We start from the raw sequence: 23,695 nt of genomic DNA, 5'->3' as shown, positions 1-23,695 counted from the left end.
ATGAAGACCTTCTACGGAACCGAACTGCCCAACCCTTTGATGCTCGGCACGGCCCAGTATCCCAGCCCGGCCATTTTGGAGCAGGCTTTCCGCGACAGTGGTGCGGGTGTTGCAACCGTATCCTTGCGCCGTGAATCCGGTGCCGGGCAGACCTTTTGGCAGATGATCCGGGAACTGGGCGTCCTGATCCTGCCCAACACCGCTGGTTGCCACACAGTGAAAGAGGCTGTGACCACGGCCCATATGGCCCGTGAGGTGTTTGAGACCCCGTGGATCAAGCTGGAACTGATTGGACACACCGACAGCCTGCAACCGGATGTGTTCCAGTTGGTCGAAGCCGCCCGCATCCTGACTGAAGACGGGTTTCAGGTTTTTCCCTATACCACCGATGATCTGATCGTGGGCGAACGCCTGCTGGAAGCAGGGTGCGAGGTGCTGATGCCTTGGGGCGCGCCGATTGGGTCTGGGCGTGGTCTGAACAACGAATATGCCTTGCGCGCGATGCGGGCCGAGTTTCCGGACGTTCCACTGGTGGTCGATGCCGGTATTGGCCTGCCCAGCCATGCGGCCCACGCGATGGAGCTGGGCTATGACGCCGTGCTGTTGAACACTGCCGTGGCTCGCGCCGGGGATCCTGTTCTGATGGCCAAAGCGATGGCGCAGGCGACGCTGGCCGGGCAGTTGGCCCATCAGGCTGACCCGATCGAGGCGCGCGATATGGCTGAACCTTCTACCCCTGTTGTTGGAAAGGCATTCCTGTCATGACGCTGGACCGTTTTTATCCGATCTTCGATCACTCGGACTGGCTGCGACGGATGTTGCCGCTGGGTATCAAGCTGGTGCAGCTGCGCGTCAAGGATCAGCCGGATGATGAGGTGCGCGACCAGATAGCGGCTTCGCGCGATTTGTGCCGCGATCATGGGTCGGTTCTGGTGATCAATGATTACTGGCAACATGCCATTGATCTGGGGTGCGACTGGGTTCATCTGGGGCAAGAGGATCTGGACGATGCAGATCTGAAAGCCATCCGAAAAGCGGGTCTAAAGCTGGGCGTTTCTACCCATGACGATGATGAGCTTGAGCGCGTGTTGGCCATGGATCCCGACTATGTGGCGTTAGGGCCCGTCTATCCAACCATCCTGAAAAAGATGAAATGGCATCAACAGGGCCTGCCCCGCGTGACCGAATGGAAGGCTCGCGTTGGCGACATTCCCTTGGTGGGCATCGGTGGTATGAGTGTTGAGCGCGCGGCAGGTGTTATAGAGGCCGGGGCCGATATTGTCTCGGCCGTGACGGACATTACTCTGAATGCTGACCCCGAAGCGCGGGTGCGCGCGTGGATCGAGGCCACGCGATGAGCCGCTATGCCCGTCAGACGCTTTTGCCAGAAGTGGGCGAAGAAGGGCAGGGTCGCCTGACTTCGGCTCATGTTCTCGTGGTTGGCGCGGGCGGGTTGGCCGCGCCGGTCCTTCCGCTTTTGGCCGGGGCTGGTTTGGGGCAGATCACGATTGTAGATGGTGACAACGTGGACCTGTCGAATCTGCATCGGCAAACCTTGTTTGCTGAGGCCGATTGCGGACAGCCCAAGGCAGAGCGGGCCGCCGACCGGTGCCGCGCGTTGAATTCCGAGGTTGAAGTTGTTGCCTTCAATCACGCGCTTACCAGTGAAAATGCGGCCTCTCTGGTCGCGCAAGCCGATGCCGTTTTGGATTGCGCTGACAGTCACGCGGCCAGCTATATCCTGTCGGACACGTGCCTGGAGCAAGACAAACCGTTGATCAGCGCATCGGTTCTGGGGCTTTCCGGCTATGTCGGCGGGTTCTGTGGCGGTGCGCCATCCCTGCGCGCTGTGTTCCCGGATGCGCCGGACAGTGGGGCCAGTTGCGCGACAGCGGGCGTTCTGGGTCCTGTGGTTGGCGTGATCGGGGCGATGCAGGCGCAGATGGTGCTGAACCTGATCCTCGGGTTGGAGCCGTCACCTTTGGGGCAGATGGTGCAGTATGACGCGCGTACCCTGCGCAGTACTGGGTTCCGGTTTGACGATGCACCCGAGCCGAATACGTGCTTTCGGTTCCTCTCTGCCAGTCAACTGACGGATACCGACCAGATCGTGGAGCTGCGCGGTGTCGAAGAAGCGCCGATTGCAACCCATCCAAACGCCGCTCGCTTTTTGCCGAATGAACTTCACAAGTTAGACCCTAACAAAGGCAAAAGGCTTGCACTTTGCTGCGCGACGGGCCTGCGGTCTTGGCGCGCCGCCGAACAGTTACAACCAGATTGGCCGGGCGAGATCGTCCTTGTCGCGGCCTCAACCTCGTGAGTGAAAAGGAAACGCGAGACATGAAAAAGCTGATGACAGCCATTGCCCTTCTGGCCGCCGTGCCAGCTTGGGCCGAAGACAAGATGACCGTTCTGCTGGATTGGTTTATCAACCCTGACCACGGCCCTATTATTGTGGCGCAGGAAAACGGCTATTTCGCCGAGCAGGGGCTTGAGGTTGAAATCGTCCCACCTGCGGACCCGTCCGCCCCGCCGCGTCTGGTAGCTGCCGGTCAGGCAGAACTGGCCGTGTCGTATCAGCCGCAGCTACATCTGCAAATCCACGAGGGCCTGCCCCTGAAACGCGTTGGCACGCTGGTTGCAACACCCTTGAACTGCCTTTTGGTGCTGGAAGACGGCCCGATCAAATCGCCCGCCGACCTCAAGGGCAAGAAGATCGGTTTCTCTGTCGCAGGTGTCGAAGAGGCCATCCTTGGCACCGTTCTGGGCAAATATGACGTTGCTCTGGACGATGTGGAGCTGATCAACGTCAACTTCTCGCTCTCGCCCTCGCTGATGACCGGTCAGGTCGACGCGGTTATCGGGGCTTACCGTAACTTTGAACTCAACCAGATGGATATCGAAGGTCGTCCGGGCACTTGTTTTTACATCGAGGAAGAAGGCGTGCCATCCTACGACGAACTGATTTATGTCGCCAACCCCGAGACGATGGACAAAGACAAGATCGCCCGCTTTTTGGCCGCGACCGAAAAGGCGACCCAGTATATCGTCAACAACCCGGAAAAAAGCTGGGAGATCTTCGCAAGCACGTCACCTGAACTGCAAGATGAGCTGAACGCCCGCGCCTGGGTCGACACGCTGCCACGTTTTGCACTGCGCCCCGCAGGCTTTGATGCCGGTCGCTATGCCCGGTTCGAGGCGTTCCTGAATGAAAGCGGCATGATCGACAGTATCCTTCCGGTCAGTGATCTGACCATCGACGTGACCGCGCAATGAACGGGTATGGCAAAGCCTTCACGCTGATGCGTGATGCGGCGCAGGGGCCGTGGCGGGACTATACCCGCCACGCCTTTGTCGAAGGAATGAAAGACGGCACGCTGCCGCGTGAGGCGTTTCTTCACTATCTGCGACAGGATTACGTGTTTCTGATCCATTTTTCTCGTGCCTGGGCTTTGGCGGTAGTGAAATCGGAAACGCATTCCGAAATGCTGACAGCGGTTGGCACCGTGAACGCTTTGGTCGCGGAAGAAATGCAACTGCACATCGGTATCTGTGAGGCTGCTGGAATCTCACAGGATGAATTGTTCGCCACCCCCGAGCGCGCCGAAAATCTTGCATATACGCGGTTCGTCCTCGAAGCGGGATACAGCGGCGATCTGCTGGACCTGCTGGCAGCGTTGGCCCCCTGCGTTATGGGCTATGGCGAGATCGGTGCGCGGTTGGCGGAGGAAGCGACGTCCGAGACCTATCGCGACTGGATCAACACCTATGCCGGTGAAGAGTATCAAGGCGCGTGCCAAGCGGTAGGTGAGTTGCTGGATTCGGCTCTAACACGGCGACTTGGGGGAGATTTTGAATCTTCGCCCCGCTGGGATCGTTTGTGCCAAACCTTCCGAACGGCGACGGAATTGGAAGTGAATTTCTGGCAAATGGGACTGACCCCGTGACCCCTGCGCCTGATCTGACCATAAACGGGTCTGCCAAAATCGACGGCGCAACCCTGTTCGCTCCGTTGACCCTGACCCTTGGGGCAGGGGCATGGACCTGTTTGCTGGGCGGATCGGGCGTGGGAAAAACGACCGTTTTGCGGTTGATTGCCGGGCTGGAAACCGGGGCCAAGTTCTCGGGCCAGATAACAGCAAGCGACGGTTTGCCGGTCTCGGATCGGGTGGCTTACATGGCGCAGGACGACTTACTTCTGCCTTGGGCGACTGTGGCGCAGAACGTTTCACTTGGTGCGCGGCTGCGGGGCGAAAAGCCTGATCTGGATCGGCGTGACCGCCTGATCAAACGGATGCGCCTGCAGGATCACATGACCAAGAAACCGACCGAGCTGTCGGGGGGCCAAAGACAGCGCGTCGCGCTGGCCCGTACGCTGATGGAAGATCGGCCTATCGTGCTGTTGGATGAGCCGTTTTCAGCGCTCGACGCCCGGACCCGCGCCGATATGCAGGATTTGGCGGCCGAGGCTCTGGCAGGGCGAACTGTCCTTTTGGTCACGCATGACCCCGGTGAAGCCGCGCGCTTGGGGCAGTCCATTGTTGTCATGACCGAACACGGCCTGACCCCTTGCGACCCGCCTCATGCTCCGGCCCCACGCAGCGTGGATGATCTGGAAACGCTGGAAACTCAGGGTGCGTTGCTGCGACTTCTGCGGGAGGACGCAGTATGAAGTACCTGTCGGCCCTCGCAGCTACACTGTTTGCATTGATCATGTGGCAAGGGATCGTGACCCTGACAGGTTTGCCAAAATTCATTCTGCCCGGCCCCGCTTTGGTGGCCGAAACCTGGTGGCAAAACAGATGGTTGATCGCCGAACATGCGTGGATCACCGCAGTTGAAGTTGTCATAGGCTTGGCTGTCGGAACGGTTCTGGGCGTCATCACAGCGCTTCAATTGGCGAATTCGCGCGCCGCGCGGGTTTTGGTGCAGCCCATGCTGGTGTTCACTCAGGCGCTGCCGGTTTTTGCACTGGCACCGTTGCTGACCCTGTGGCTTGGCTATGGTCTGTGGTCCAAGGTCGCGATGGCGGTGCTGATCATCTATTTCCCGATCACCTCGTCGTTTTTTGATGGGCTGATGCGTACGCCACCGGGTTATCTGGATCTGGCGCGCACGATGCAGGCCAGCAAACGGTCGGTGCTGTGGCACATCCGTATTCCGGCGGCGCTGCCTTCGCTGGCTTCGGGCATGCGTCTGGCGGCGGTTTATGCTCCGATCGGGGCGGTGATTGGCGAATGGGTCGGCTCGTCGCAAGGTTTGGGCTATCTGATGCTGCTGGCCAATGGCCGCGCCAAGACCGACCTGATGTTTGCGGCAATGCTGACGCTGGGTGTGTTCTCGATCCTTCTGCATATGATCGTCCGCCGCGCCACCGCGCGCATGGCAGGCGAGGCGCGTTAACCAATCAGAAACCGATTCTGCGTCAGGGTGAAGCTATGACCCAGAACGCCTTTGCCGAAGCCCCTATGCTGTTTGACACGGACGAAGCGCCCGCGCAGCCGCTGCCCTCTGGTCGGTTACCCTCCTACATCAAAGACCATCGCAAGCGGCTGCGCGAACGGTTCATGGCAGGTGGGTCAGCGGCAATGCCGGATTACGAGTTGCTGGAACTGGTGCTGTTCCGATCCATCCCGCGACAAGACGTGAAGCCGCTGGCGCGTGCGTTGATGGATGCGTTTGGCGATTTCAACCGCGTGTTGACCGCGCCCGAAGAACGACTGCGGCAGATCAAGGGCGTGGGCGATTCGGTGGTCACCGACCTTAAAATCCTTGAGGCTTGCGCCCACAGGATGGCGTGTGCGCGGGTGATGCAGCGGCATGTGATCTCGGGCTGGGATGCGCTGCTGGACTATTGTCACACCACCATGGCCCATCGTGAGACCGAGCAGTTTCGGGTGTTTTATCTGGATCGAAAAAACGTTCTGATCGCAGATGAAGAGCAAGCCAAAGGCACCGTTGATCACGTGCCGGTCTATCCGCGCGAGGTTGCCAAACGCGCGCTGGAGTTGAATGCTTCGGCTTTGATTTTGGTCCATAACCATCCGTCTGGTGACCCAACGCCTTCGCAGTCGGATATAGATATGACCAACCGTATTCAGGATGCGTGTTCGGCGTTGGGGCTAACCTTGCACGATCATCTGATCATTGGGAAATCGACCGAATTGAGTTTTCGGTCGGAAGGATTCCTGTAGCGCTTACTGAACCCAGATTTCGACCCGACGGTTAACTTTGCGGCCCCATTCGGTGTCATCGCACGCCATTGGCATCGCTTCACCAAACCCTTCGGCAGATATCTCGATACCCTCGGGCAATGACGATTCCATTGCCGCCAGCACAGTATTTCTCACGGTTTGAGCGCGCCGCAAGGCGATGCGGGCATTGGCAGCGGCCCCGCCATCACCGTCGCTGAAGCCAGCAAACACCAGCTTGCGCGCCTTCAGCGTTCCGGTTTCAAGCATTTGCGCCAAGTGTTGAATGTTTGAACGAGACTGCGCATCGGGCCGCGATGATCCGGGTTCAAACCGAACGGACAAGGACAGGCGCGACAGCGGACGCAGCGTGTCGATCATACGCTGCAATTCTTCCAGTTCGACCTCAGCGCCGCCGGTAACAATAGCGTTGGCAAGCCGGTCGCCCTGCACGCCAATTGGCAGAGTTTCAGGCGATTGATCCACATAACCAGCGCCCCGTATCGCCATCTGTGCGCCGGGGCCTTGGGTATATGCCAGAAACTGCCGCGCGATCCGTGGCAGGCGTCGATCCGGCAGGTAGAGGAACATCGGCAGGGTCAGCGGATAATCCTCGGTCTTGATTGATTGTCGGGTGGCGGCAAGCGGATGCCCGCAGCCTCCGGTCAACGGCAGGGGGCGCGTGCCATCAGCTGTGGCTTTGCTGGCTATCCCAATTGAAAAGGGGTCTTTGGCCACAGCATCTGTCAGATCGCGGATTCGGCTGTGCGGGATCGCTGTCGGTGATAACTCCGCGTCCACGGTTTTCAGGACCTGGTCTTCAACAGCTTGTGCAAGCCCGGATCCCATTTCCGGGACATGCAGGGCAATCGTTGCGTCCGGGCCGCCCAAATCCATCCAATTGGTCACATCCCCGGATAGAACGCGGGCCAAATCCGCCATCGAGATTTGCTGCATCATGCTGTCGGCAGCGACCACCGGGACCATAGCGTCCAACGCAATGACGCGCGAGCGCCGCGCCCGCTTCAGATCGCCCAGACCTGTGGCTTCGGCTTCCTCTCGTTCTGACTCGCGCACCTCCCGCTGGGCCATCACAATATCTGTCTGACCCGCAACCAGATCCCTGAACCCACGCGCCGTTGTTCCAACGTCAAAATAAAACCGTGCAAGTGGTGCTGAGCGGTCAGCCTGCCTGAGCTCATAGACAAAGCTGTCCGAATCTACGCGGGCTGGGGTTGCTGTTAGGTTCTCTTGCTGTGCGAACCCTATAATGAGTGCGGGAAGAACCGTTTCAGCCATAACGGATGAGCCGGAAAACCACAGCTCAGCAACAAAATCCGTCAGGTTTGGACAGGCGGGGCCGTCGCAGGTGACGCCAGAGCCATCTACTGTCAGCGGGCCAAACTGAGTCTCAACGCGATAAAACTCGCCGTCAAAACCCAGCAGATTGCCGGTTATTTCGACCTTGCCGTCATGCGACGTCAGCGTGATGTCCTGCGCCAAAGCGCCGGTGGCAAATGAAATCAGCGCAGCTGCCGCTACACGGAATAATGTCATAAGAGAGTCAAACCTGCCTGCGGATTACTTTGCCGCGATTGTCAGGTCTGAGAGCAGATTATTCAACACCAGAAACTCACCTGCGTGTGAACAATCGGGCAGGTCCAGCGACATGTCGCGGGATCGTAGGCGGCGGTCTGACAAAAGTTCTAACGCTTGCACGTTCAGAGTATGCCCGCAATTTGCCTCGGTCACTTCTGCTTCGACCGTCAGATCGATTGTGCCAGACTGATCTGAAGCGCCGGACGGGAAGGAATAAACTTCGATATTCTGCGTTTTGCTCAATCCCTGTTGACCAAGTCGCACAATGTCGCCTGTTCCTTGCGCCGAAGCATCATCCCACACGTGGCCATCGCCGCCATAGCTGGCGCCGAACTCCAGAGCATGGATCTGCAATTCGGTCTCACCCTGCCATTGCAGGGCAACGCGATTGTACTTGGCAATGTCAGAAACGTGAGTGGTGGCGACAGTGCCGGTTTCGTCTTCGAATGAAATCAGAAAAATCGCATATTCCGACAAGGTCGGGATCGTCATTTGCAGCGCACCGGACGTGTCAGTCATCTGACTTACCGTCAGGCCGCTATGATGGACCTCGACCCGTTCTTCCGCGTTACAAGGCGCTTTAAGTGTCAGGCGGGCCATCGCGCCCGGAACAGCGGTAGCGCGGGCGCTGATGTTGCAATCTGTCGGTCTGACCGCAGAGGGAACCCCACGAGGTACAGGAGGTGCATTGCCGGGAATTGCGTCAGACGGTGTGGCCGAGGTCAAAACGATATCCTCCAGCCCGGACAAAACCGAAGACTGTTCTGATGCCGATGCGACATCAATACCCGCCTGCGCGGCGTTACGCTGCGCAGAAGGTCCGTTTTGCATCAGGTAGCCGATGCCCAAAGCACATGCCACCGTTCCGCACATGGTCACGTAGTTGCGAACTACAAACAAGACACCCTCCCCAGTTGAAGGAGCAGCTTGCACTCTCGCTACGAATCGCGGCTAATTTGTGGCCGCGAGGCGGACTCATTGTGAACAGAGGGCGTTAACGTTAGGTCAATCGACCGTGGCAGTGTTTGAACTTTTTGCCGGACCCGCAGGGGCAGGGATCGTTCCGCGACGGGTTCCCCCAGGTTGACGGGTCAGTCTCATCAAACCCGGGCAACGCATCGCCAGATGCCGCAGCTTCGGCTTTGGCTTCTGCCTGACCAGCGGCTTTGTCCACCGCCTGTTGCGCCTGTGCCTGCTGTGCCGCCATCTGGGCAAGCATCTCTTTCTGCTCTTCCTCAGTCAGGGGGCGCACGCGCGACAATTGCTGCGTGACGGTTTCGCGCAAGCTGTCCAGCATCCCTTCGAACAACTGGAAGCTTTCGTTTTTGTATTCGTTCAGCGGATCGCGCTGGGCGTAACCGCGAAAACCGACAACCGAACGCAAATGTTCCAGCGTCAACAAGTGCTCGCGCCATTTGCTGTCGATGGTTTGCAGCAATACCTGTTTTTCGATGTTGCGCATGTTTTCCGGACCAAAGGCGACGGCTTTTTGCGCCATCATCTCATCTGCGGTCTTGATGAGACGCTCGCGCACCTGTTCGTCGTCCACGCCTTCCTCAGCGGCCCAGTCCTGAACCGGCGCGTCGACGGTCAGCTTGTCTTTGATTGCTTCATGCAGCCCGTCTGTATCCCACTGGTCCGCATAGGACTTTGGCGGCATATATTCGTCGATCAGATCGTCGATCACCTGTTCACGCATATCCGAGACGATCTCGGACAAGTCATTGGCTGACATGATTTCGCGGCGTTGGCTAAAGATCACCTTACGCTGATCGTTCATCACGTCGTCGAACTTGAGAACGTTTTTCCGCATGTCAAAGTTGCGGCCTTCGACCTTAGATTGCGCACGTTCCAGCGACTTGTTCACCCAAGGGTGGACGATCGCCTCGCCTTCTTTCATGCCTAGCGTCGTCAGAACCTTGTCCAGACGTTCCGAGCCAAAGATACGCATCAAATCGTCTTCAAGGCTCAGGTAGAACACAGTGCGGCCCGGATCGCCCTGACGGCCCGAACGACCACGCAGCTGGTTGTCGATGCGGCGGCTTTCGTGGCGTTCAGACGCCATGACGTACAGGCCGCCCGCCGCCAGAACCTTTTCTTTTTCCTCAGCGTGGCGCGCTTCTTCTGCGGCCCGCAGTTCGGATGGATCAGCCTCGGGGTTTTCGGCCAGTGCCTTCAGTACTTTCATTTCGACATTGCCGCCGAGTTGAATGTCGGTACCACGACCGGCCATGTTTGTGGCAATTGTCACGGCACCCAAACGGCCTGCATCCGCAACGATTTGCGCCTCTTGCTCGTGCTGACGGGCGTTCAGAACATTGTGCTCGATGCCTTCTTTGGTCAGCATTTGGCTCAACAGTTCAGATTTCTCAATGGACGTAGTGCCCAGCAAAACAGGCTGGCCTTTTTCCTGAGCCTTTTGGGTTTCGCTGATCATTGCACCGTATTTTTCCATTGCGGTGCGATAGACCTGATCGTCCTCGTCGATCCGGGCAATTGGCTTGTTGGTTGGAACCTCGATCACGCCCAGACCGTAGATTTCCTGAAATTCCTCAGCCTCGGTCAACGCGGTCCCGGTCATACCGCCCAGCTTGTCATACAGGCGGAAGTAGTTCTGGAAGGTCACGCTGGCCAGCGTCACGTTTTCGGGCTGGATCTGCACACCTTCCTTGGCCTCAATCGCCTGGTGCAGGCCTTCAGACAGGCGGCGGCCCGGCATCATGCGGCCGGTGAACTCGTCGATCAGAACAACGTTGCCGTCACGCACGATGTAGTCTTTGTCGCGTTGGAACAACTTGTGTGCGCGAAGGCCCTGATTGACGTGGTGCACGACTGTCGTGCTTTCCGGGTCATACAAGGAATGGCCTTCTGGTATCAGCCCGGTCTCAAGCAGCTGAGCTTCCAGAAACTCGTTGCCCTCATCGGTGAACGTCACATTGCGCGACTTTTCATCCAGCGTGAAATGATCATCGCTGAGCGTTGGAATCAGCGCGTCAATCGCGGTGTACAGATCCGAGCGGTCCTGTGCGGGTCCCGAGATGATCAGCGGCGTCCGCGCCTCGTCGATCAGAATCGAGTCGACCTCGTCCACAATCGCGAAGTTGTGGTGTTTCTGATAAACCTGTTCCAGATCTGCCTTCATGTTGTCGCGCAGATAATCGAAACCCAGTTCGTTGTTGGTGGCGTAGGTGATGTCGCACTTATATGCGGCCATCTTTTCTGGATCGGGCTGACCCGACCAGATCACGCCCGTGGTCATGCCCACAGCGGCAAATACTTTGCCCATCCATTCCGAGTCGCGCTTGGCCAGGTATTCGTTCACTGTGACCACATGCACACCCTTGCCGGTCAGCGCGTTCAGATAGGCAGGGAAGGTTGCAACCAGTGTCTTACCTTCACCCGTCTTCATTTCCGAGATGTTGCCCTGATGCAGGAAGATGCCGCCCATCAACTGCACGTCAAAGCCGCGCAGGCCCAAAGCACGCTTGGCCCCTTCGCGCACGTTTGCAAAGGCTTCGGGCAGCAGATCATCCAGGCTTTCGCCATCCAGAGCGCGCTTGCGTAGTTCCTCGGTCTTGTCGATCAGGCCCTGATCCGACAGTTTTTCAAACTCTGGCTCCAATGCGTTGATCTTTTCGATCAGGGGGCGGGTCGCCTTGATCTTGCGGTCGTTCGGTGTTCCGAACACCTTTTTGGCGAGCGTTCCGAGTCCCAGCATGTTCACTCCAGCGGATCTGTTCTTGTCTTGGTTTCGACAGGCTTGCCCACCTTGCGCGCAACCCATAGATACGGGGGGTGAAAGGCGGCCCTGTCCAAGGCTTCAAAGCGATGTAAGCGGCAGGTTCCAGAGTGTCAACGCTGCGCCCTGTCGCGGCAAGGAAATAGGATGATTCAATGCCCAAAGGCCTCACTTTTCTGCCATCGCTGGCTCTGACTGCCATGATGGCACTGCCGCTGGCCGCCGAAACCAAGCCCGACGCGTCCACAGTTTTGGCACGTGTGAATGGCGACGAAATCACACTTGGTCACTTGATTGCGACCGTTGCTGCGCTGCCTCAGCAGTACCTGCAGGCTGAAGATGATGTTCTGTTCGACTTTGTGCTGGAGCAGATGATTCAACAGCAACTGCTGGGCCAGCAGCAGGAAGATCTGACCACCGAAAACGCCCTGCGGTTGGAAAATGAAAAACGCTCGTTGCGTGCAGTACAGACTGTCACTGCGTTGACGGAAGCTGCCGTCACGGATGAGGCCATTCAGGCGGCCTATGATGCGCAGTTCAAAGATTTCGCGGGCGAAGATGAATTTGACGCCAGCCATATTCTGGTCGAGACCGAGGAAAAAGCAAAAGAGCTGAAGGCGCAGTTGGATGATGGTGCCGACTTTGCCGAGCTTGCACGCGAGAACTCGACCGGACCGTCCGGCCCAAACGGAGGTGCGCTTGGCTGGTTCGGCAAAGGCCAGATGGTACCCGAATTCGAAGGTGCCGTGATCGCGTTGGAAAAAGGGCAGATCTCGGACCCGGTTCAGACCCAATTTGGCTGGCATCTGGTCAAGCTGAACGACAAGCGCAAGACCGAAGCGCCTGAATTGGACGTTGTGCGCGAAGAGCTTGTGCAGACGATCCAGCAGGAGGCCATTCAGGCCCGCATTGATGAACTGACGCAGCAGGCTCAGATCGAGCGTCCCGCATTGAAAGGCGCAGGCCCCGAGATCATGCGCCAACTGGATCTGATTCAGGAGTAAAGACCCGTGGCCAAGATCACCAAGGTTTCGCCGCTGGCCCCAGCGTCTTTCCCCGATTTGCCCGCGATTGACGGTGTGCGTTTCGCAACTGTCGAGGCCGGCGTGCGTTATCAGGGCCGTACCGACGTCATGCTGGCGGTTCTGGACCCAGGCACTTCGGCGGCCGGGGTCTTTACCCGCTCGGCCACACGGGCTGCGCCGGTGCTGGATTGTCAGGACAAGATCGGTGGGTCCAGCGAAGGGCCTGCGGCGATCCTGGTGAACTCGGGCAATGCCAATGCCTTTACAGGTCACTATGGCCAGACCTCGGTGGCCGAAGTGACACAAGCCGTGTCCAAGGCCACTGGCGTTCCGGTAGAACGTGTCTTTACCTCGTCCACCGGCGTGATCGGCGAACCGCTGCCGCATGACCGTATTGTATCGCAGCTTGAGACGTTGAAATCCGGCCTGAGCCGCCATGCCATCGAGGATGCGGCACGGGCCATCATGACCACCGACACCTTCCCTAAGGGCGCATCAGCGCAGGTCGAGATTGGCGGAAAAACAGTCTCTATTGCGGGGATTGCGAAGGGATCCGGCATGATCGCGCCCGATATGGCGACGATGCTGGTCTATATCTTCACCGACGCACAGGTCGAGCAATCGGCGCTGCAGTCCATGCTGAGCGCGCAGACTGACCGGACCTTCAACTGCATTACCGTAGACAGCGATACGTCGACCTCGGACAGCCTTTTGCTGTGCGCCACCGGGGCATCTGGCGTGGACGCCACTGGCAATTTCGCCTTTGCCGAGGCTTTGGAAACCGTGATGCTGGATCTCGCGCAACAGGTCGTGCGTGACGGGGAAGGGGCAACGAAATTCGTAGAAATTCGTTTGACCGGAGCCGCTACGGACGCCGACGCCAAAACCCACGGGCTGGCCATCGCCAACTCTCCGCTGGTCAAAACCGCCATCGCGGGCGAGGACCCCAACTGGGGTCGTATCGTCATGGCCATTGGCAAATCTGGCGCGGCGGCGGATCGTGACCTGCTGAGCATCTCGTTCGGCGACATTCTTGTGGCGGAAAAAGGTTGGGTCAGCCCTGACTACCGTGAGGAGGATGCGGCCGAATATATGAAGGGTCAGGACCTTGTGATCGCGGTCGATCTGGGGCTGGGCGAGGGTAAATCCACCGTCTGGACCTGCGACCTGACCCATGGATATATCGAGATCAACGCGGATTACCGTTCATGAAGACAGTGTTAGTGTCTGCCGTTGCCCTGATCGACATTGAGGGCCGCGTCCTGCTGGCCCAACGTCCCGAGGGCAAATCCATGGCCGGTCTGTGGGAATTCCCCGGCGGAAAAATCGAACCCGGCGAAACCCCCGAAGCCGCGCTGATCCGCGAATTGCATGAGGAACTGGGCATCGACACCTGGGCCTCGTGCCTTGCGCCGCTGACCTTTGCCAGCCACAGCTACGATGATTTCCACCTTCTGATGCCTCTGTTTGCCTGCCGCAAGTGGGAGGGGATACCGCAGTCCAATGAAGGTCAGGCGCTGAAATGGGTGCGCGCGAATGATCTGCGGAACTACCCGATGCCTGCGGCGGATGTGCCATTGATCCCGATATTGCGGGATTGGTTGTAGGTTCGAGCAGCGTTTTTGTACCTAAGAAGCGTATCCGACTTAGACCTAACTTAGTTTTTTTATGATCTGTCCTGATCGCAACGATCGCGCGGGCCAGGATCATTCATATTGTATAATCACCGCTTCGAAATCGCCTCGGCTGATCACCTCTGTGTGATGGCCTTTCCCGTGTTTGTCTTCCATGTGCCACACGTCACCTGGCCTGATTTCCCGAGCTTCACCATCGCTTGCGGTAACTTTCACCGCGCCTTTCAAGCAGATGAGTCTTTGTTTGACAGGTGTAGGATGAATTGGCTCGTTCCACCCCGCCCTCAACCTGAGAAATAGAACTTGTCGGGCGGACTCTGGTTCCGAAATCTCGATCTCTCGGGCCGGTGGGGCAAAGCTGCGTTCGTTCAGAATCACGGGCACATCTTCCCAATGGCTTTCGCCTTTGTGATCAGAGAAAAGTTTGAAAAAATGCACAAGTCGATCCCTTCAAATTTGGTCATTGCTGATCACATGATAGGAGAAAATCCGTCCTGCAGATCAAGAGATCAAACCTGATTTTCCTGCCAAAAACCGCCAACCGCCAATGAATTCTGGCAGGTTGCACAGCTTGTACAGCTCGAAACACCGTCCATCCAGCCCTGTTACAATTCGTAAGAATTGAGAAAACATCAGGCAAAACTTGACGTTGATCTTTCCTGCGTCCCTTATCGGGGCATCGACAACTGGGGCGTGTTCCCGATCTGTCGTTTCCGGCTCGGAGGAGGGGCCGGATGGGGAGGAGAAAAAGATTGGCTCAGATGCAGTCGGGCGCTGAGGGGTTAAGCTCCCTTCCGGCGCTGTTACACCGCAACGTGACCCAGTTCGGGGATGCCCCGGCCTATCGGGAAAAGGAATTCGGGATCTGGCAATGCTGGACCTGGGCGGAAGCCGCCAAGGAAATCCGCGCGATTGCGCTTGGGTTTTTGGAATTGGGTGTTGAGAAAGGCGACCATATCGCCGTCATAGGCCGCAACCGTCCCGCGCATTACTGGTCGATGGTGGCTGCGCAGATGGTCGGCGCAGTTCCGGTGCCCCTGTATCAGGACTCGGTCGCCGAAGAGATGGCCTATGTGCTGGAACACTGTGGTGCGAAATACGTCGTGTGCGGTGATCAAGAGCAGGTCGACAAGGTCATCGAAATTCAGGAAAACCTGCATCAGGTCAAACACATCCTCTATACCGACAAGCGTGGAATGCGGAAGTATGACCATTCCCAGATGAACGCGCTTGAGGACATCATGGCCGAGGGCAGTGCCGGTCATGCACGATTTGATGCGGAACTGGACAAGCGCATCGCTGCGATCACTTACGACGATACCTGCGTGATGCTTTATACTTCGGGCACCACGGGCAAACCCAAGGGTGTGGTGTTGTCGAACCGTAATGTTATCGAGAGCGCCAAGAACTCAGCCGAGTTTGATCATCTGACGCGGAACGAAGACATTCTCTCTTACCTGCCGATGGCCTGGGTCGGAGATTTCATTTTCTCGATTGGTCAGGCCTATTGGTGCGGTTTCTGCGTGAACTGCCCCGAAAGCGCCGACACGATGATGACGGACCTGCGCGAGATCGGGCCGACCTATTTCTTCGCACCGCCGCGCGTGTTCGAAACGCAGCTGACCAATGTGATGATCCGGATGGAGGATGCGGGCAAGCTGAAGCAGCGCATGTTCCACCACTTCATGGCGCACGCCAAGAAGGTCGGAGGATTGCTGCTGGATGGCAAACCGGTGGGCTTTGGCGATAAGCTGAAATACGCGTTGGGCAATATGCTGGTCTACGGCCCGCTCAAGGATACGTTGGGCTATGGCCGTTTTCGCGTCGGCTATACCGCGGGTGAGGCGATTGGGCCGGAAATCTTTGATTTCTACCGCTCTTTGGGCATCAACCTGAAACAGCTTTACGGTCAGACCGAGGCAACCGTCTTCATCACCGTGCAGCCCGATGGTGAAGTGCGCGCCGACACAGTTGGGGTTCCCGCACCGGATGTGGAGCTGAAGATCGACGACAAGGGTGAGATTCACTACCGCTCGCCCGGTGTGTTTGTTGAGTATTACAACAATCCCGATTCGACGGCCTCGACCAAAGATGCCGAGGGGTGGGTGGCCACCGGGGATGCGGGGTTCATTGAAGAGACCTCGGGTCACTTGCGGATCATCGACCGGGCCAAGGACGTGGGCAAAATGGCCGATGGGTCGATGTTTGCGCCGAAGTATGTCGAGAACAAGCTGAAGTTCTATCCCGATATCCTTGAGGTCGTGCTGTTCGGAAACGGCAAGGATCGCTGCGTGGCCTTCATCAATATCGATCTCACGGCGGTCGGAAACTGGGCAGAACGTAACAACGTGGCCTACGCGTCATATCAGGAACTGGCAGGTCATCCCCGCGTGTTAGAGACGATTCGAAGCCACGTGGAAGAGGTCAACAAGTCGGTCGCGGCAGATGAAATGCTGTCGGGCTGCCAGGTGCATCGCTTTGTGGTTCTGCACAAGGAACTGGATGCTGATGATGGCGAGATGACCCGGACCCGCAAAGTGCGTCGCGGCTTTGTCGAGGACAAGTTCCACGACATCATTGCCGCGCTATATGACGGGTCCAAGAGCGTTTCGACCACCACCGAAGTGACCTATGAGGATGGCCGCAAGGGCTCGATCAGCGCGACGCTGGAGATCGTAGACGCGCCGGTTGTGCCGGTCGCGCAACACAAGGTTGCGGCGGAATGAGCGCCGCTCGACCTGTCGCCCGTCGTCTCGTTTTCGTGTCAGGGAGTAACTGATGCTGGATAATTCCGAAGGATATGTCACCGAAGACGGCCGCAAGATCGGCGGTGTGGTGATGGAGATGAAGAACATCACCCTGCGCTTTGGCGGTGTGGTGGCGATCAAGGATATCTCGTTCGACATTCGCGAGGGTGAGATCCGGGCGATCATCGGCCCGAACGGCGCGGGTAAGTCCTCGATGCTGAACGTGATCTCGGGCTTTTATGTGCCGCAAGAGGGAGAGGTCTGGTTCCACGGCTCAAAACGCCCGCCAATGCGGCCTTTTGAGGTGGCGCAGCAGGGCATCGCGCGGACGTTCCAGAACATTGCTCTGTTTGAAGGCATGAGCGTTCTGGACAACGTGATGACCGGGCGGCTGAGCTTTATGAAAACCAACATGTTTCAGCAGGCGTGGTGGAAGGGCAAGGCTGAGGCGGAAGAGACGGAGAACCGTGAGGCGGTCGAGAAGATTATCGATTTCCTTGAGATTCAGCACATCCGCAAAACGCCGGTGTCCCGCCTGCCCTATGGTTTGAAAAAACGCGTTGAATTGGCGCGAGCGCTGGCGGCGGAACCCAAGCTGCTGCTGCTGGATGAACCCATGGCAGGCATGAACGTTGAAGAGAAAGAGGACATGAGCCGCTTTATCCTCGACGTGAATGATGAGTTTGGCACAACGATTGCTCTGATCGAACACGACATGGGCGTCGTGATGGACCTGAGTGACCGGGTGGTTGTGATGGATTACGGCAAGAAGATCGGGGACGGCACACCTGATGAGGTGCGCAACAATCAAGAGGTCATCGACGCCTATCTGGGGGTCAGCCATGATTGATATCCAGACAGATATTTGGGGAGGCGCAGATGCCTGAACAACTCGTATTTGCGATGGAGGTCATCCTCAACGGTCTCATGGCCGGGGTGCTCTATGCTCTGGTCGCGCTGGGCTTTGTGCTGATCTACAAGGCTTCGGGGATTTTCAATTATGCGCAGGGGGTTATGGCCCTGTTCGCAGCGATGACGCTGGTTGGGATCATGAAGGGTCAGGTGCCGTTTGCGCATCTGATCAACGCGATTTTCGGAACGCATATCCACTACTTTGGATGGAACGTACCCGCTTTGGTGGCGATTATCCTTACAATGGCGGTGATGGTTCTGCTGGCCTGGGCGGTACAACGTTTTGTAATGCGCCATCTGGTCGGACAAGAGCCGATCATCCTGTTCATGGCGACCATCGGTCTGGCCTATTTCCTTGAGGGCGTGGCCGACCTGATGTGGGGGTCCGAAATCAAGACGCTGGATGTGGGGCTGCCTCAGGGGATCAACCTGTGGATCGACGAGACGACCTTTAACATCTTCGATTACGGCTTCTTCATCGACAATCTGGACATCGTGGCGACGGTCATCGCGGCGCTTCTGGTGGCTGCCTTGGTGGCGTTCAGCCAATACACCAAACAGGGCCGTGCGATGCGCGCGGTGGCGGATGACCATCAGGCGGCGCTGTCGGTTGGCATTTCTCTGAACTTTATCTGGATCATGGTCTGGTCGGTCGCGGGCTTTGTCGCGCTGGTCGCGGGGATCATGTGGGGCACCAAATCTGGTGTGCAATTCTCGCTGTCTTTGATCGCGCTCAAGGCGCTGCCGGTGCTGATGCTGGGTGGGTTTACCTCGATCCCCGGCGCCATTGTGGGCGGGCTGATCATCGGTGTGGGCGAGAAACTCTTTGAATTCGCGCTTGGCCCCGCCTTGGGCGGCGCGACCGAGAACTGGTTTGCCTATGTTCTTGCACTGATCTTCCTGGTGTTTCGACCGCAAGGTCTGTTCGGCGAGAAGATCATTGAGAGGGTGTAGTGCATGACCAAGCTGATCGCCATCATCAACGTGATCGCATGGGCAGGTTTCTGGGCCTTCGGGTATATCGCCCTGACCTCGGATGATCTGACCGAAGGCCAGCTGACCATCGCCGCGATCCTAGCCTTTGCGGGCCTGATCATGGGGGTCCTGGCCTACTTGAAACTGGTGCGCGCCTCGGAGGCGAGCGGATACGCCAAAGGATCCAACCAACTAGACGCCGCAGCCCGGAACCGGGCACAGGAAGAATGGGGAAAGTAAGACATGTTCTATCGTGAAGCCGGGGATTTCAAAACCTCGTACATTGATGACAGCCAGACCTTCCCGATCAAGTTCGACCGGTACCGGTATTACGTCGTCCTGGCCGTGGCTTTTGGGATCATTCCCTTCATCATCAACGACTATTGGGCCAACGCGCTGCTGCTGCCGTTCCTGATCTATGCGATTGCCGCGATCGGGCTGAACATTCTGGTGGGCTATTGCGGACAGGTCAGCCTGGGCACCGGTGGTTTCATGGCGGTCGGGGCCTATGCCTGCTACAAGCTGATGACCGCTTTCCCCGATGTCAGCATGTTCATCCACGTGATCCTCGCCGGGGGCATCACAGCCTTTGTGGGCGTCTTGTTTGGCCTGCCCTCACTGCGGATCAAAGGGTTTTATCTGGCCGTGGCCACGTTGGCGGCACAGTTCTTTCTGGTGTGGCTCTTCAACAGGGTGCCGTGGTTCTACAACTATTCCGCATCAGGTCAGATCAACGCGCCCGAGCGGGACGTGTTCGGCATCATCATCACCGGTCCGAATGCGCCGGCCTGGGCCACATACCTGTTCTGCCTGATCTTCCTGACAGTCTGCGCCATCATTGCGCGTAACCTGACCCGTGGAACAACAGGTCGGACCTGGATGGCGATCCGCGACATGGACATCGCAGCCGAAATCATTGGAGTGAACCCGCTCAAGGCCAAGCTCACGGCATTTGCCGTCAGTTCGTTCTTTGTCGGCATCTCGGGCGCGCTGTTCTTTGCGGTTTACCTGGGTGCAGTCGAAGTGGGCGAGGTCTTCGGTATCCAGAAATCATTCCTGGTGCTCTTCATGGTGATTATTGGCGGGTTAGGCTCGATCTTTGGGTCATTCGCCGGGGCGGCCTTCCTGGTTTTGCTGCCTGTGGTTCTAAAGCTGCTTGGTGTCGACCTGCTTGGCTGGCCGACAGATATCGTGGCGCACCTGAACCTCGTGATTGTGGGTGCACTGATCATCATGTTCCTGATCCTCGAACCGCACGGGCTGGCCCAATTGTGGCGCGTTGCGAAAGAGAAACTCAGACTCTGGCCATTCCCGCACTAAGGGACTGGCCCAAGGAAAAGACAGGCGGAAAGCCTGAAACACAACATCGGATCAATCAAGGGAGGAGACACCCGATGAACAAGAAACTGGCAACCCTGGCGCTGGGCGCCGTGATGGCCGCAGGTCCGGTCATGGCCGACCTTGTGTTCCCGTCGCTCAGCTACCGGACTGGCCCTTATGCTGCAGGCGGTATCCCGTTTGCTGACGGCTACGCCGACTATTTCACCCTGCTGAACGAGCGCGATGGCGGCATCGGTGGCGTTCCGGCCCGCGTGCTGGAATGCGAAACCGGGTATAACACCGAAAAAGGTGTGGAATGCTATGAATCGACCAAAGGCGAAGGCGCGCTGGTTTATCAGCCGTTGTCGACCGGCATTACCTATCAGCTGATTCCCAAGGTGACCGCAGACGGCATTCCGCTGCACACGATGGGATATGGCCGAACCTCGGCGGCGAACGGTAAAGTGTTCAGCCACGTGTTCAACTATCCTGCCAACTACTGGAATGGCGCGTCAGGCGCGATCAACTATCTTCTGGAATCAAATGGCGGAGATCTGAGCGGCAAGAAGATCGCGCTGGTCTATCACAACTCGGCTTACGGCAAAGAGCCGATCCGCACGCTCGAGACACTGGCCGAGAAGCATGGCTATGACCTGACACTGCTTCCTGTCGACCACCCTGGTCAGGAACAAAAGTCGCAATGGCTGCAAATTCGTCGTGAAAAGCCTGACTTTGTCATCATGTGGGGCTGGGGTGTCATGAACCAGGTTGCGGTTCAGGAAGCTGCCAATATCCGCTTCCCGATGGAAAACTTCATCGGTGTATGGTGGTCCGGCGCTGAATTCGACGTGCAACCCGCAGGTGAAAAGGCCACCGGTTACAAGGCGCTGACCTTCACCGGGCTGGGTGACGATTACCCAGTTTATGACGATCTGCAGAAATATGTTGTCGATTCTGGCAAGGCCGCAGGTGCGGGTGATCAGCTGGGCACGGTGCAATACAACCGTGGTCTTTATGCAGCGATGCTTGCCGCTGAAGCGGTGAAAACCGCGCAAGAGATGCACGGCACCGCAGATATCGACGCGTCGATGATGCGCGATGGCATGGAAGCGCTTGAAATCACCAACGCCAAGATGGAAGCGCTGGGCATGGCCGGGTTTGGACCTGAATTCGCGGTCTCGTGTGACAATCACGGCGGTCCGGGTCTTGTCGGTGTTGTCCAGTGGGATGCAGCCGCTGGAACATGGAACCCTGTTCAGGATTTCAAGCCAACTGACGTCGAGGTCATCAACGCGCTGATCGAGGAAGACTCGGCAGCCTATGCGGCCGAAAACAACATCTCGCAGCGCTGCGAGTAAACCAACCCAGTGTCCCGGAACCTATCCGGGGCACCCTAACATTCGGAGTGGCGGTTTCGCTGCCGCTCCTTACAGACGCCCCAAGCTGGGCAGGCATGAGGACACGCGCTGATGCTGGATGCGGCAAATACCACTGACGTGCAGGCGGAAACCCTGCTTGAAGTCAACAATATCGAGGTGATCTACAATCACGTAATCCTCGTGCTGAAGGGCGTCAGCCTGACTGTGCCCAAAGGCGGTATCACGGCATTGCTGGGAGGCAATGGCGCTGGCAAGACGACAACCCTCAAGGCTGTGTCAAACCTGCTGCATTCGGAACGGGGTGAGGTCACCAAAGGCTCGATCAAGTATCGCGGTCAAAGCGTACATGAAAGCGACCCGGCTGATCTGGTGGAAAAGGGCGTCATCCAGGTGATGGAAGGTCGCCACTGTTTTGAACATCTGACTGTTGAAGAAAACCTGCTGACGGGGGCCTATACCCGCAAAGATGGGTCTGCAGCGATCCAGCAGGATCTGGAACTGGTCTACAACTATTTCCCGCGTCTAAAAGAACGCCGCAAGTCACAAGCGGGCTATACCTCGGGCGGTGAACAGCAAATGGTTGCCATGGGTCGGGCCTTGATGTCGCGGCCCGAAACGATCCTGTTGGACGAGCCCTCGATGGGTCTTGCGCCGCAGCTGGTCGAAGAGATTTTTGGCATTGTGAAAGACCTCAATGAGAAAGAGGGTGTGTCTTTCCTGCTGGCTGAGCAGAACACCAACGTGGCTCTGCGGTTTGCGCATTACGGATACATTTTGGAATCCGGACGCGTGGTGATGGATGGCCCTGCTGCCGAGCTGCGCGAGAACCCGGATGTTAAAGAATTCTACCTCGGCATGTCAGATGAAGGCCGCAAAAGCTTCCGTGACGTGCGGTCTTACCGCCGTCGCAAGAGGTGGCTGTGAGCGGATGGAGGATATTGCGATGACCTATTTCGATTCACTCGAAACCCGTTCGGCAGACCAACGCGCCTCCGATCAGGCGGTAGCACTTGTAGAACAGATCAAGCGCGTGTCATCCGCGCCCGGGTTCGCGGCGCATCTGACGGATTCAGACACTAATAAAGTGGTTTCGACCGAAGATTTGCCGCTTTTGCCGGTGTTGCGAAAGTCGGACCTGACCCGCGCGCAGGCAGAACGGCCGCCCTTCGGTGGGTTTACGGTGAAGCCCGCGCGGCATTTTCATCATGTATTCCAGTCGCCGGGCCCAATTTATGAACCGGGCAGCACGGATCACGACTGGTGGCGCATGGGGCGGTTCCTGAATGCTGCGGGTGTAGGCGCCGGTGATATTGTGCAGAACTGCTTTGGCTATCACCTGACCCCGGCGGGCATGATCTTTGAAAACGGAGCCCGTGCAGTCGGGGCGGCGGTTCTGCCAGCTGGAACTGGTCAGACCGAGTTGCAGGTTACAGCCGCGCGGGATGTCGGTTGTACGGCCTACGCAGGAACGCCGGATTATCTGAAAGTCATTCTGGACAAAGCCGATGAGATGGGCGTTTCGCTGAATTTCTCGAAAGCTGCTGTTGGCGGCGGGGCGCTGTTTCCGTCATTGCGTCAGGAATATGCGGATCGCGGAATTTCGTGCCTGCAATGTTATGCGACGGCGGATCTTGGTAACATCGCCTACGAAAGCGCAGCAATGGAAGGGATGATCATCGACGAACATGTGATCGTCGAGATTGTCACCCCCGGAACTGGTATACCGGTCGCCCCGGGTGAAGTGGGTGAGGTTGTTGTGACCTCTTTGAACCCTGATTACCCGCTCATCCGCTTTGCGACAGGGGATCTGTCGGCGGTGATGCCGGGGGTTTCGCCTTGTGGCCGCACCAACACGAGGATCAAGGGCTGGATGGGCCGCGCGGACCAGACCACCAAGATCAAAGGTATGTTCGTGCGCCCGGAACAGGTAGCGGCACTGGTCGACAAACATGACGAGATTGTCAAAGCCCGCGTCATCGCGATGCGTCAAGGCGAGATGGACACGATGACCGTACAAATCGAAAGCGCAGGCGGGGATAACCCGGCCTATGCTAAGTCGGTGGCCGAAGTGCTGAAGCTGAAAGGCGCGATCGAGGTTGTAGCCCCGGGCTCACTTCCCAAAGACGGTTTGGTCATCGAGGATCAAAGGGTCTACGAATAGCTGCAAAAAACAC

Annotated in this window: 23 protein-coding genes; 19 read left to right on the top strand and 4 right to left on the bottom strand. The window is 57.7% G+C overall.

Going from position 1 to position 23,695, the window contains the following annotated elements; all coding sequences use genetic code 11:
* Genes GS646_RS16880 through radC form a run of 8 tightly spaced genes read left to right on the top strand, consistent with a single transcriptional unit; the run spans position 1 to position 6,194 of the window.
* Positions 1 to 765, top strand: a complete 765-nt coding sequence (locus tag GS646_RS16880) for a thiazole synthase (protein WP_171184599.1) — start codon at positions 1 to 3, stop codon at positions 763 to 765.
* Positions 762 to 1,358 carry a thiamine phosphate synthase gene (locus tag GS646_RS16875; protein ID WP_171184597.1) on the top strand — a complete coding sequence of 199 codons (597 nt, stop codon included), beginning with the start codon at positions 762 to 764 and terminating at the stop codon, positions 1,356 to 1,358. Before GS646_RS16880 ends, GS646_RS16875 begins: the two co-directional genes overlap by 4 nt.
* Entirely contained in the window at positions 1,355 to 2,320 is a 966-nt protein-coding gene (locus GS646_RS16870) for a HesA/MoeB/ThiF family protein (protein WP_171648199.1), read from the top strand. Before GS646_RS16875 ends, GS646_RS16870 begins: the two co-directional genes overlap by 4 nt.
* Before the next feature lie 20 nt (positions 2,321 to 2,340).
* Positions 2,341 to 3,276, top strand: coding sequence for an ABC transporter substrate-binding protein (locus tag GS646_RS16865; protein ID WP_171092905.1), 936 nt, complete (start codon positions 2,341 to 2,343; stop codon positions 3,274 to 3,276).
* Positions 3,273 to 3,947 carry a thiaminase II gene (gene tenA, locus GS646_RS16860; RefSeq protein ID WP_171184593.1) on the top strand — a complete coding sequence of 225 codons (675 nt, stop codon included), beginning with the start codon at positions 3,273 to 3,275 and terminating at the stop codon, positions 3,945 to 3,947. The genes GS646_RS16865 and tenA overlap by 4 nt, the downstream gene beginning before the upstream one ends.
* Positions 3,944 to 4,672: an ATP-binding cassette domain-containing protein gene (locus GS646_RS16855; RefSeq protein ID WP_171648201.1), complete on the top strand. Its 729-nt coding sequence runs from the start codon at positions 3,944 to 3,946 to the stop codon at positions 4,670 to 4,672. Before tenA ends, GS646_RS16855 begins: the two co-directional genes overlap by 4 nt.
* Positions 4,669 to 5,403 (top strand): ABC transporter permease, encoded by a 735-nt coding sequence (locus tag GS646_RS16850; RefSeq protein WP_171184589.1) that lies wholly within the window; start codon positions 4,669 to 4,671, stop codon positions 5,401 to 5,403. The genes GS646_RS16855 and GS646_RS16850 overlap by 4 nt, the downstream gene beginning before the upstream one ends.
* A 35-nt stretch (positions 5,404 to 5,438) precedes the next feature.
* Positions 5,439 to 6,194, top strand: a complete 756-nt coding sequence (gene radC / locus GS646_RS16845; RefSeq protein ID WP_171648203.1) for a DNA repair protein RadC — start codon at positions 5,439 to 5,441, stop codon at positions 6,192 to 6,194.
* 3 nt (positions 6,195 to 6,197) lie between these two features.
* Here radC and GS646_RS16840 read toward each other — a convergent pair whose 3' ends face one another.
* The 3 genes from GS646_RS16840 to secA all read right to left on the bottom strand — a co-directional run bounded on the left by GS646_RS16840 (position 6,198) and on the right by secA (position 11,508).
* Complete coding sequence (locus GS646_RS16840) at positions 6,198 to 7,748, bottom strand: phosphate ABC transporter substrate-binding/OmpA family protein (RefSeq protein WP_171648205.1); 1,551 nt, start codon at positions 7,746 to 7,748, stop codon at positions 6,198 to 6,200.
* Between the two features lie 24 nt (positions 7,749 to 7,772).
* Positions 7,773 to 8,690, bottom strand: a complete 918-nt coding sequence (locus tag GS646_RS16835) for a hypothetical protein (RefSeq protein ID WP_171648207.1) — start codon at positions 8,688 to 8,690, stop codon at positions 7,773 to 7,775.
* Positions 8,691 to 8,790: 100 nt separating this feature from the next.
* Entirely contained in the window at positions 8,791 to 11,508 is a 2,718-nt protein-coding gene (gene secA, locus GS646_RS16830; protein ID WP_171184581.1) for a preprotein translocase subunit SecA, read from the bottom strand.
* 176 nt (positions 11,509 to 11,684) lie between these two features.
* Between secA and GS646_RS16825 the strand changes: the two genes are divergently transcribed.
* From GS646_RS16825 to mutT, 3 genes are read left to right on the top strand one after another with little or no spacing between them, the layout of a single operon-like run.
* Positions 11,685 to 12,533, top strand: coding sequence for a peptidylprolyl isomerase (locus GS646_RS16825; RefSeq protein WP_171648209.1), 849 nt, complete (start codon positions 11,685 to 11,687; stop codon positions 12,531 to 12,533).
* A 6-nt stretch (positions 12,534 to 12,539) separates the two neighbouring features.
* Entirely contained in the window at positions 12,540 to 13,766 is a 1,227-nt protein-coding gene (gene argJ, locus GS646_RS16820; protein ID WP_171184577.1) for a bifunctional glutamate N-acetyltransferase/amino-acid acetyltransferase ArgJ, read from the top strand.
* Positions 13,763 to 14,161, top strand: coding sequence for an 8-oxo-dGTP diphosphatase MutT (gene mutT / locus GS646_RS16815; protein WP_171184575.1), 399 nt, complete (start codon positions 13,763 to 13,765; stop codon positions 14,159 to 14,161). The genes argJ and mutT overlap by 4 nt, the downstream gene beginning before the upstream one ends.
* A gap of 99 nt (positions 14,162 to 14,260) precedes the next feature.
* Here mutT and GS646_RS16810 read toward each other — a convergent pair whose 3' ends face one another.
* On the bottom strand, positions 14,261 to 14,626 hold the full coding sequence (locus tag GS646_RS16810; RefSeq protein ID WP_171648211.1) for a cupin: 366 nt from the start codon (positions 14,624 to 14,626) through the stop codon (positions 14,261 to 14,263).
* Positions 14,627 to 14,949: 323 nt separating this feature from the next.
* On the opposite strand from GS646_RS16810, the gene GS646_RS16805 reads away from it, so the two are divergent.
* The 8 genes from GS646_RS16805 to GS646_RS16770 all read left to right on the top strand — a co-directional run bounded on the left by GS646_RS16805 (position 14,950) and on the right by GS646_RS16770 (position 23,682).
* A complete protein-coding gene (locus GS646_RS16805) occupies positions 14,950 to 16,914 on the top strand; it encodes an AMP-binding protein (protein WP_171184797.1) in 1,965 nt (654 codons plus the stop codon).
* A 52-nt stretch (positions 16,915 to 16,966) separates the two neighbouring features.
* Complete coding sequence (locus GS646_RS16800) at positions 16,967 to 17,785, top strand: ABC transporter ATP-binding protein (RefSeq protein ID WP_171184573.1); 819 nt, start codon at positions 16,967 to 16,969, stop codon at positions 17,783 to 17,785.
* A gap of 29 nt (positions 17,786 to 17,814) precedes the next feature.
* The gene (locus GS646_RS16795; protein WP_171092928.1) at positions 17,815 to 18,801 is read left to right on the top strand and encodes a branched-chain amino acid ABC transporter permease; all 987 of its coding nucleotides are present in this window, start codon (positions 17,815 to 17,817) and stop codon (positions 18,799 to 18,801) included.
* A 3-nt stretch (positions 18,802 to 18,804) separates the two neighbouring features.
* Complete coding sequence (locus GS646_RS16790) at positions 18,805 to 19,062, top strand: hypothetical protein (protein WP_171178538.1); 258 nt, start codon at positions 18,805 to 18,807, stop codon at positions 19,060 to 19,062.
* A gap of 3 nt (positions 19,063 to 19,065) precedes the next feature.
* Positions 19,066 to 20,142 carry a branched-chain amino acid ABC transporter permease gene (locus GS646_RS16785; protein ID WP_171178536.1) on the top strand — a complete coding sequence of 359 codons (1,077 nt, stop codon included), beginning with the start codon at positions 19,066 to 19,068 and terminating at the stop codon, positions 20,140 to 20,142.
* 74 nt (positions 20,143 to 20,216) lie between these two features.
* A complete protein-coding gene (locus GS646_RS16780) occupies positions 20,217 to 21,500 on the top strand; it encodes an ABC transporter substrate-binding protein (RefSeq protein WP_171092935.1) in 1,284 nt (427 codons plus the stop codon).
* A gap of 111 nt (positions 21,501 to 21,611) precedes the next feature.
* On the top strand, positions 21,612 to 22,445 hold the full coding sequence (locus tag GS646_RS16775; protein ID WP_171092937.1) for an ABC transporter ATP-binding protein: 834 nt from the start codon (positions 21,612 to 21,614) through the stop codon (positions 22,443 to 22,445).
* 19 nt (positions 22,446 to 22,464) lie between these two features.
* The gene (locus GS646_RS16770; RefSeq protein ID WP_171184571.1) at positions 22,465 to 23,682 is read left to right on the top strand and encodes a phenylacetate--CoA ligase family protein; all 1,218 of its coding nucleotides are present in this window, start codon (positions 22,465 to 22,467) and stop codon (positions 23,680 to 23,682) included.
* Positions 23,683 to 23,695 lie beyond the last annotated feature (13 nt).

This window comes from Ruegeria sp. HKCCD4315 (assembly GCF_013112245.1).
Classification (GTDB): Bacteria; Pseudomonadota; Alphaproteobacteria; order Rhodobacterales; family Rhodobacteraceae; genus Ruegeria.
The sequence above is the reverse complement of the archived record's forward strand: the minus strand, read 5'-3'. Positions and strand labels throughout refer to the sequence as shown.

Bases quoted from the DNA above. Each gene is read 5' to 3' on its own strand.
- GS646_RS16880 (WP_171184599.1), top strand. From the start codon at position 1: ATGAAGACCTTCTACGGAACCGAACTGCCCAACCCTTTGATGCTCGGC.
- GS646_RS16875 (WP_171184597.1), top strand. From the start codon at position 762: ATGACGCTGGACCGTTTTTATCCGATCTTCGATCACTCGGACTGGCTG.
- GS646_RS16870 (WP_171648199.1), top strand. From the start codon at position 1,355: ATGAGCCGCTATGCCCGTCAGACGCTTTTGCCAGAAGTGGGCGAAGAA.
- GS646_RS16865 (WP_171092905.1), top strand. From the start codon at position 2,341: ATGAAAAAGCTGATGACAGCCATTGCCCTTCTGGCCGCCGTGCCAGCT.
- tenA (WP_171184593.1), top strand. From the start codon at position 3,273: ATGAACGGGTATGGCAAAGCCTTCACGCTGATGCGTGATGCGGCGCAG.
- GS646_RS16850 (WP_171184589.1), top strand. From the start codon at position 4,669: ATGAAGTACCTGTCGGCCCTCGCAGCTACACTGTTTGCATTGATCATG.
- radC (WP_171648203.1), top strand. From the start codon at position 5,439: ATGACCCAGAACGCCTTTGCCGAAGCCCCTATGCTGTTTGACACGGAC.
- GS646_RS16840 (WP_171648205.1), bottom strand. From the start codon at position 7,748: ATGACATTATTCCGTGTAGCGGCAGCTGCGCTGATTTCATTTGCCACC.
- secA (WP_171184581.1), bottom strand. From the start codon at position 11,508: ATGCTGGGACTCGGAACGCTCGCCAAAAAGGTGTTCGGAACACCGAAC.
- GS646_RS16825 (WP_171648209.1), top strand. From the start codon at position 11,685: ATGCCCAAAGGCCTCACTTTTCTGCCATCGCTGGCTCTGACTGCCATG.
- mutT (WP_171184575.1), top strand. From the start codon at position 13,763: ATGAAGACAGTGTTAGTGTCTGCCGTTGCCCTGATCGACATTGAGGGC.
- GS646_RS16805 (WP_171184797.1), top strand. From the start codon at position 14,950: ATGCAGTCGGGCGCTGAGGGGTTAAGCTCCCTTCCGGCGCTGTTACAC.
- GS646_RS16800 (WP_171184573.1), top strand. From the start codon at position 16,967: ATGCTGGATAATTCCGAAGGATATGTCACCGAAGACGGCCGCAAGATC.
- GS646_RS16795 (WP_171092928.1), top strand. From the start codon at position 17,815: ATGCCTGAACAACTCGTATTTGCGATGGAGGTCATCCTCAACGGTCTC.
- GS646_RS16790 (WP_171178538.1), top strand. From the start codon at position 18,805: ATGACCAAGCTGATCGCCATCATCAACGTGATCGCATGGGCAGGTTTC.
- GS646_RS16785 (WP_171178536.1), top strand. From the start codon at position 19,066: ATGTTCTATCGTGAAGCCGGGGATTTCAAAACCTCGTACATTGATGAC.
- GS646_RS16780 (WP_171092935.1), top strand. From the start codon at position 20,217: ATGAACAAGAAACTGGCAACCCTGGCGCTGGGCGCCGTGATGGCCGCA.
- GS646_RS16775 (WP_171092937.1), top strand. From the start codon at position 21,612: ATGCTGGATGCGGCAAATACCACTGACGTGCAGGCGGAAACCCTGCTT.
- GS646_RS16770 (WP_171184571.1), top strand. From the start codon at position 22,465: ATGACCTATTTCGATTCACTCGAAACCCGTTCGGCAGACCAACGCGCC.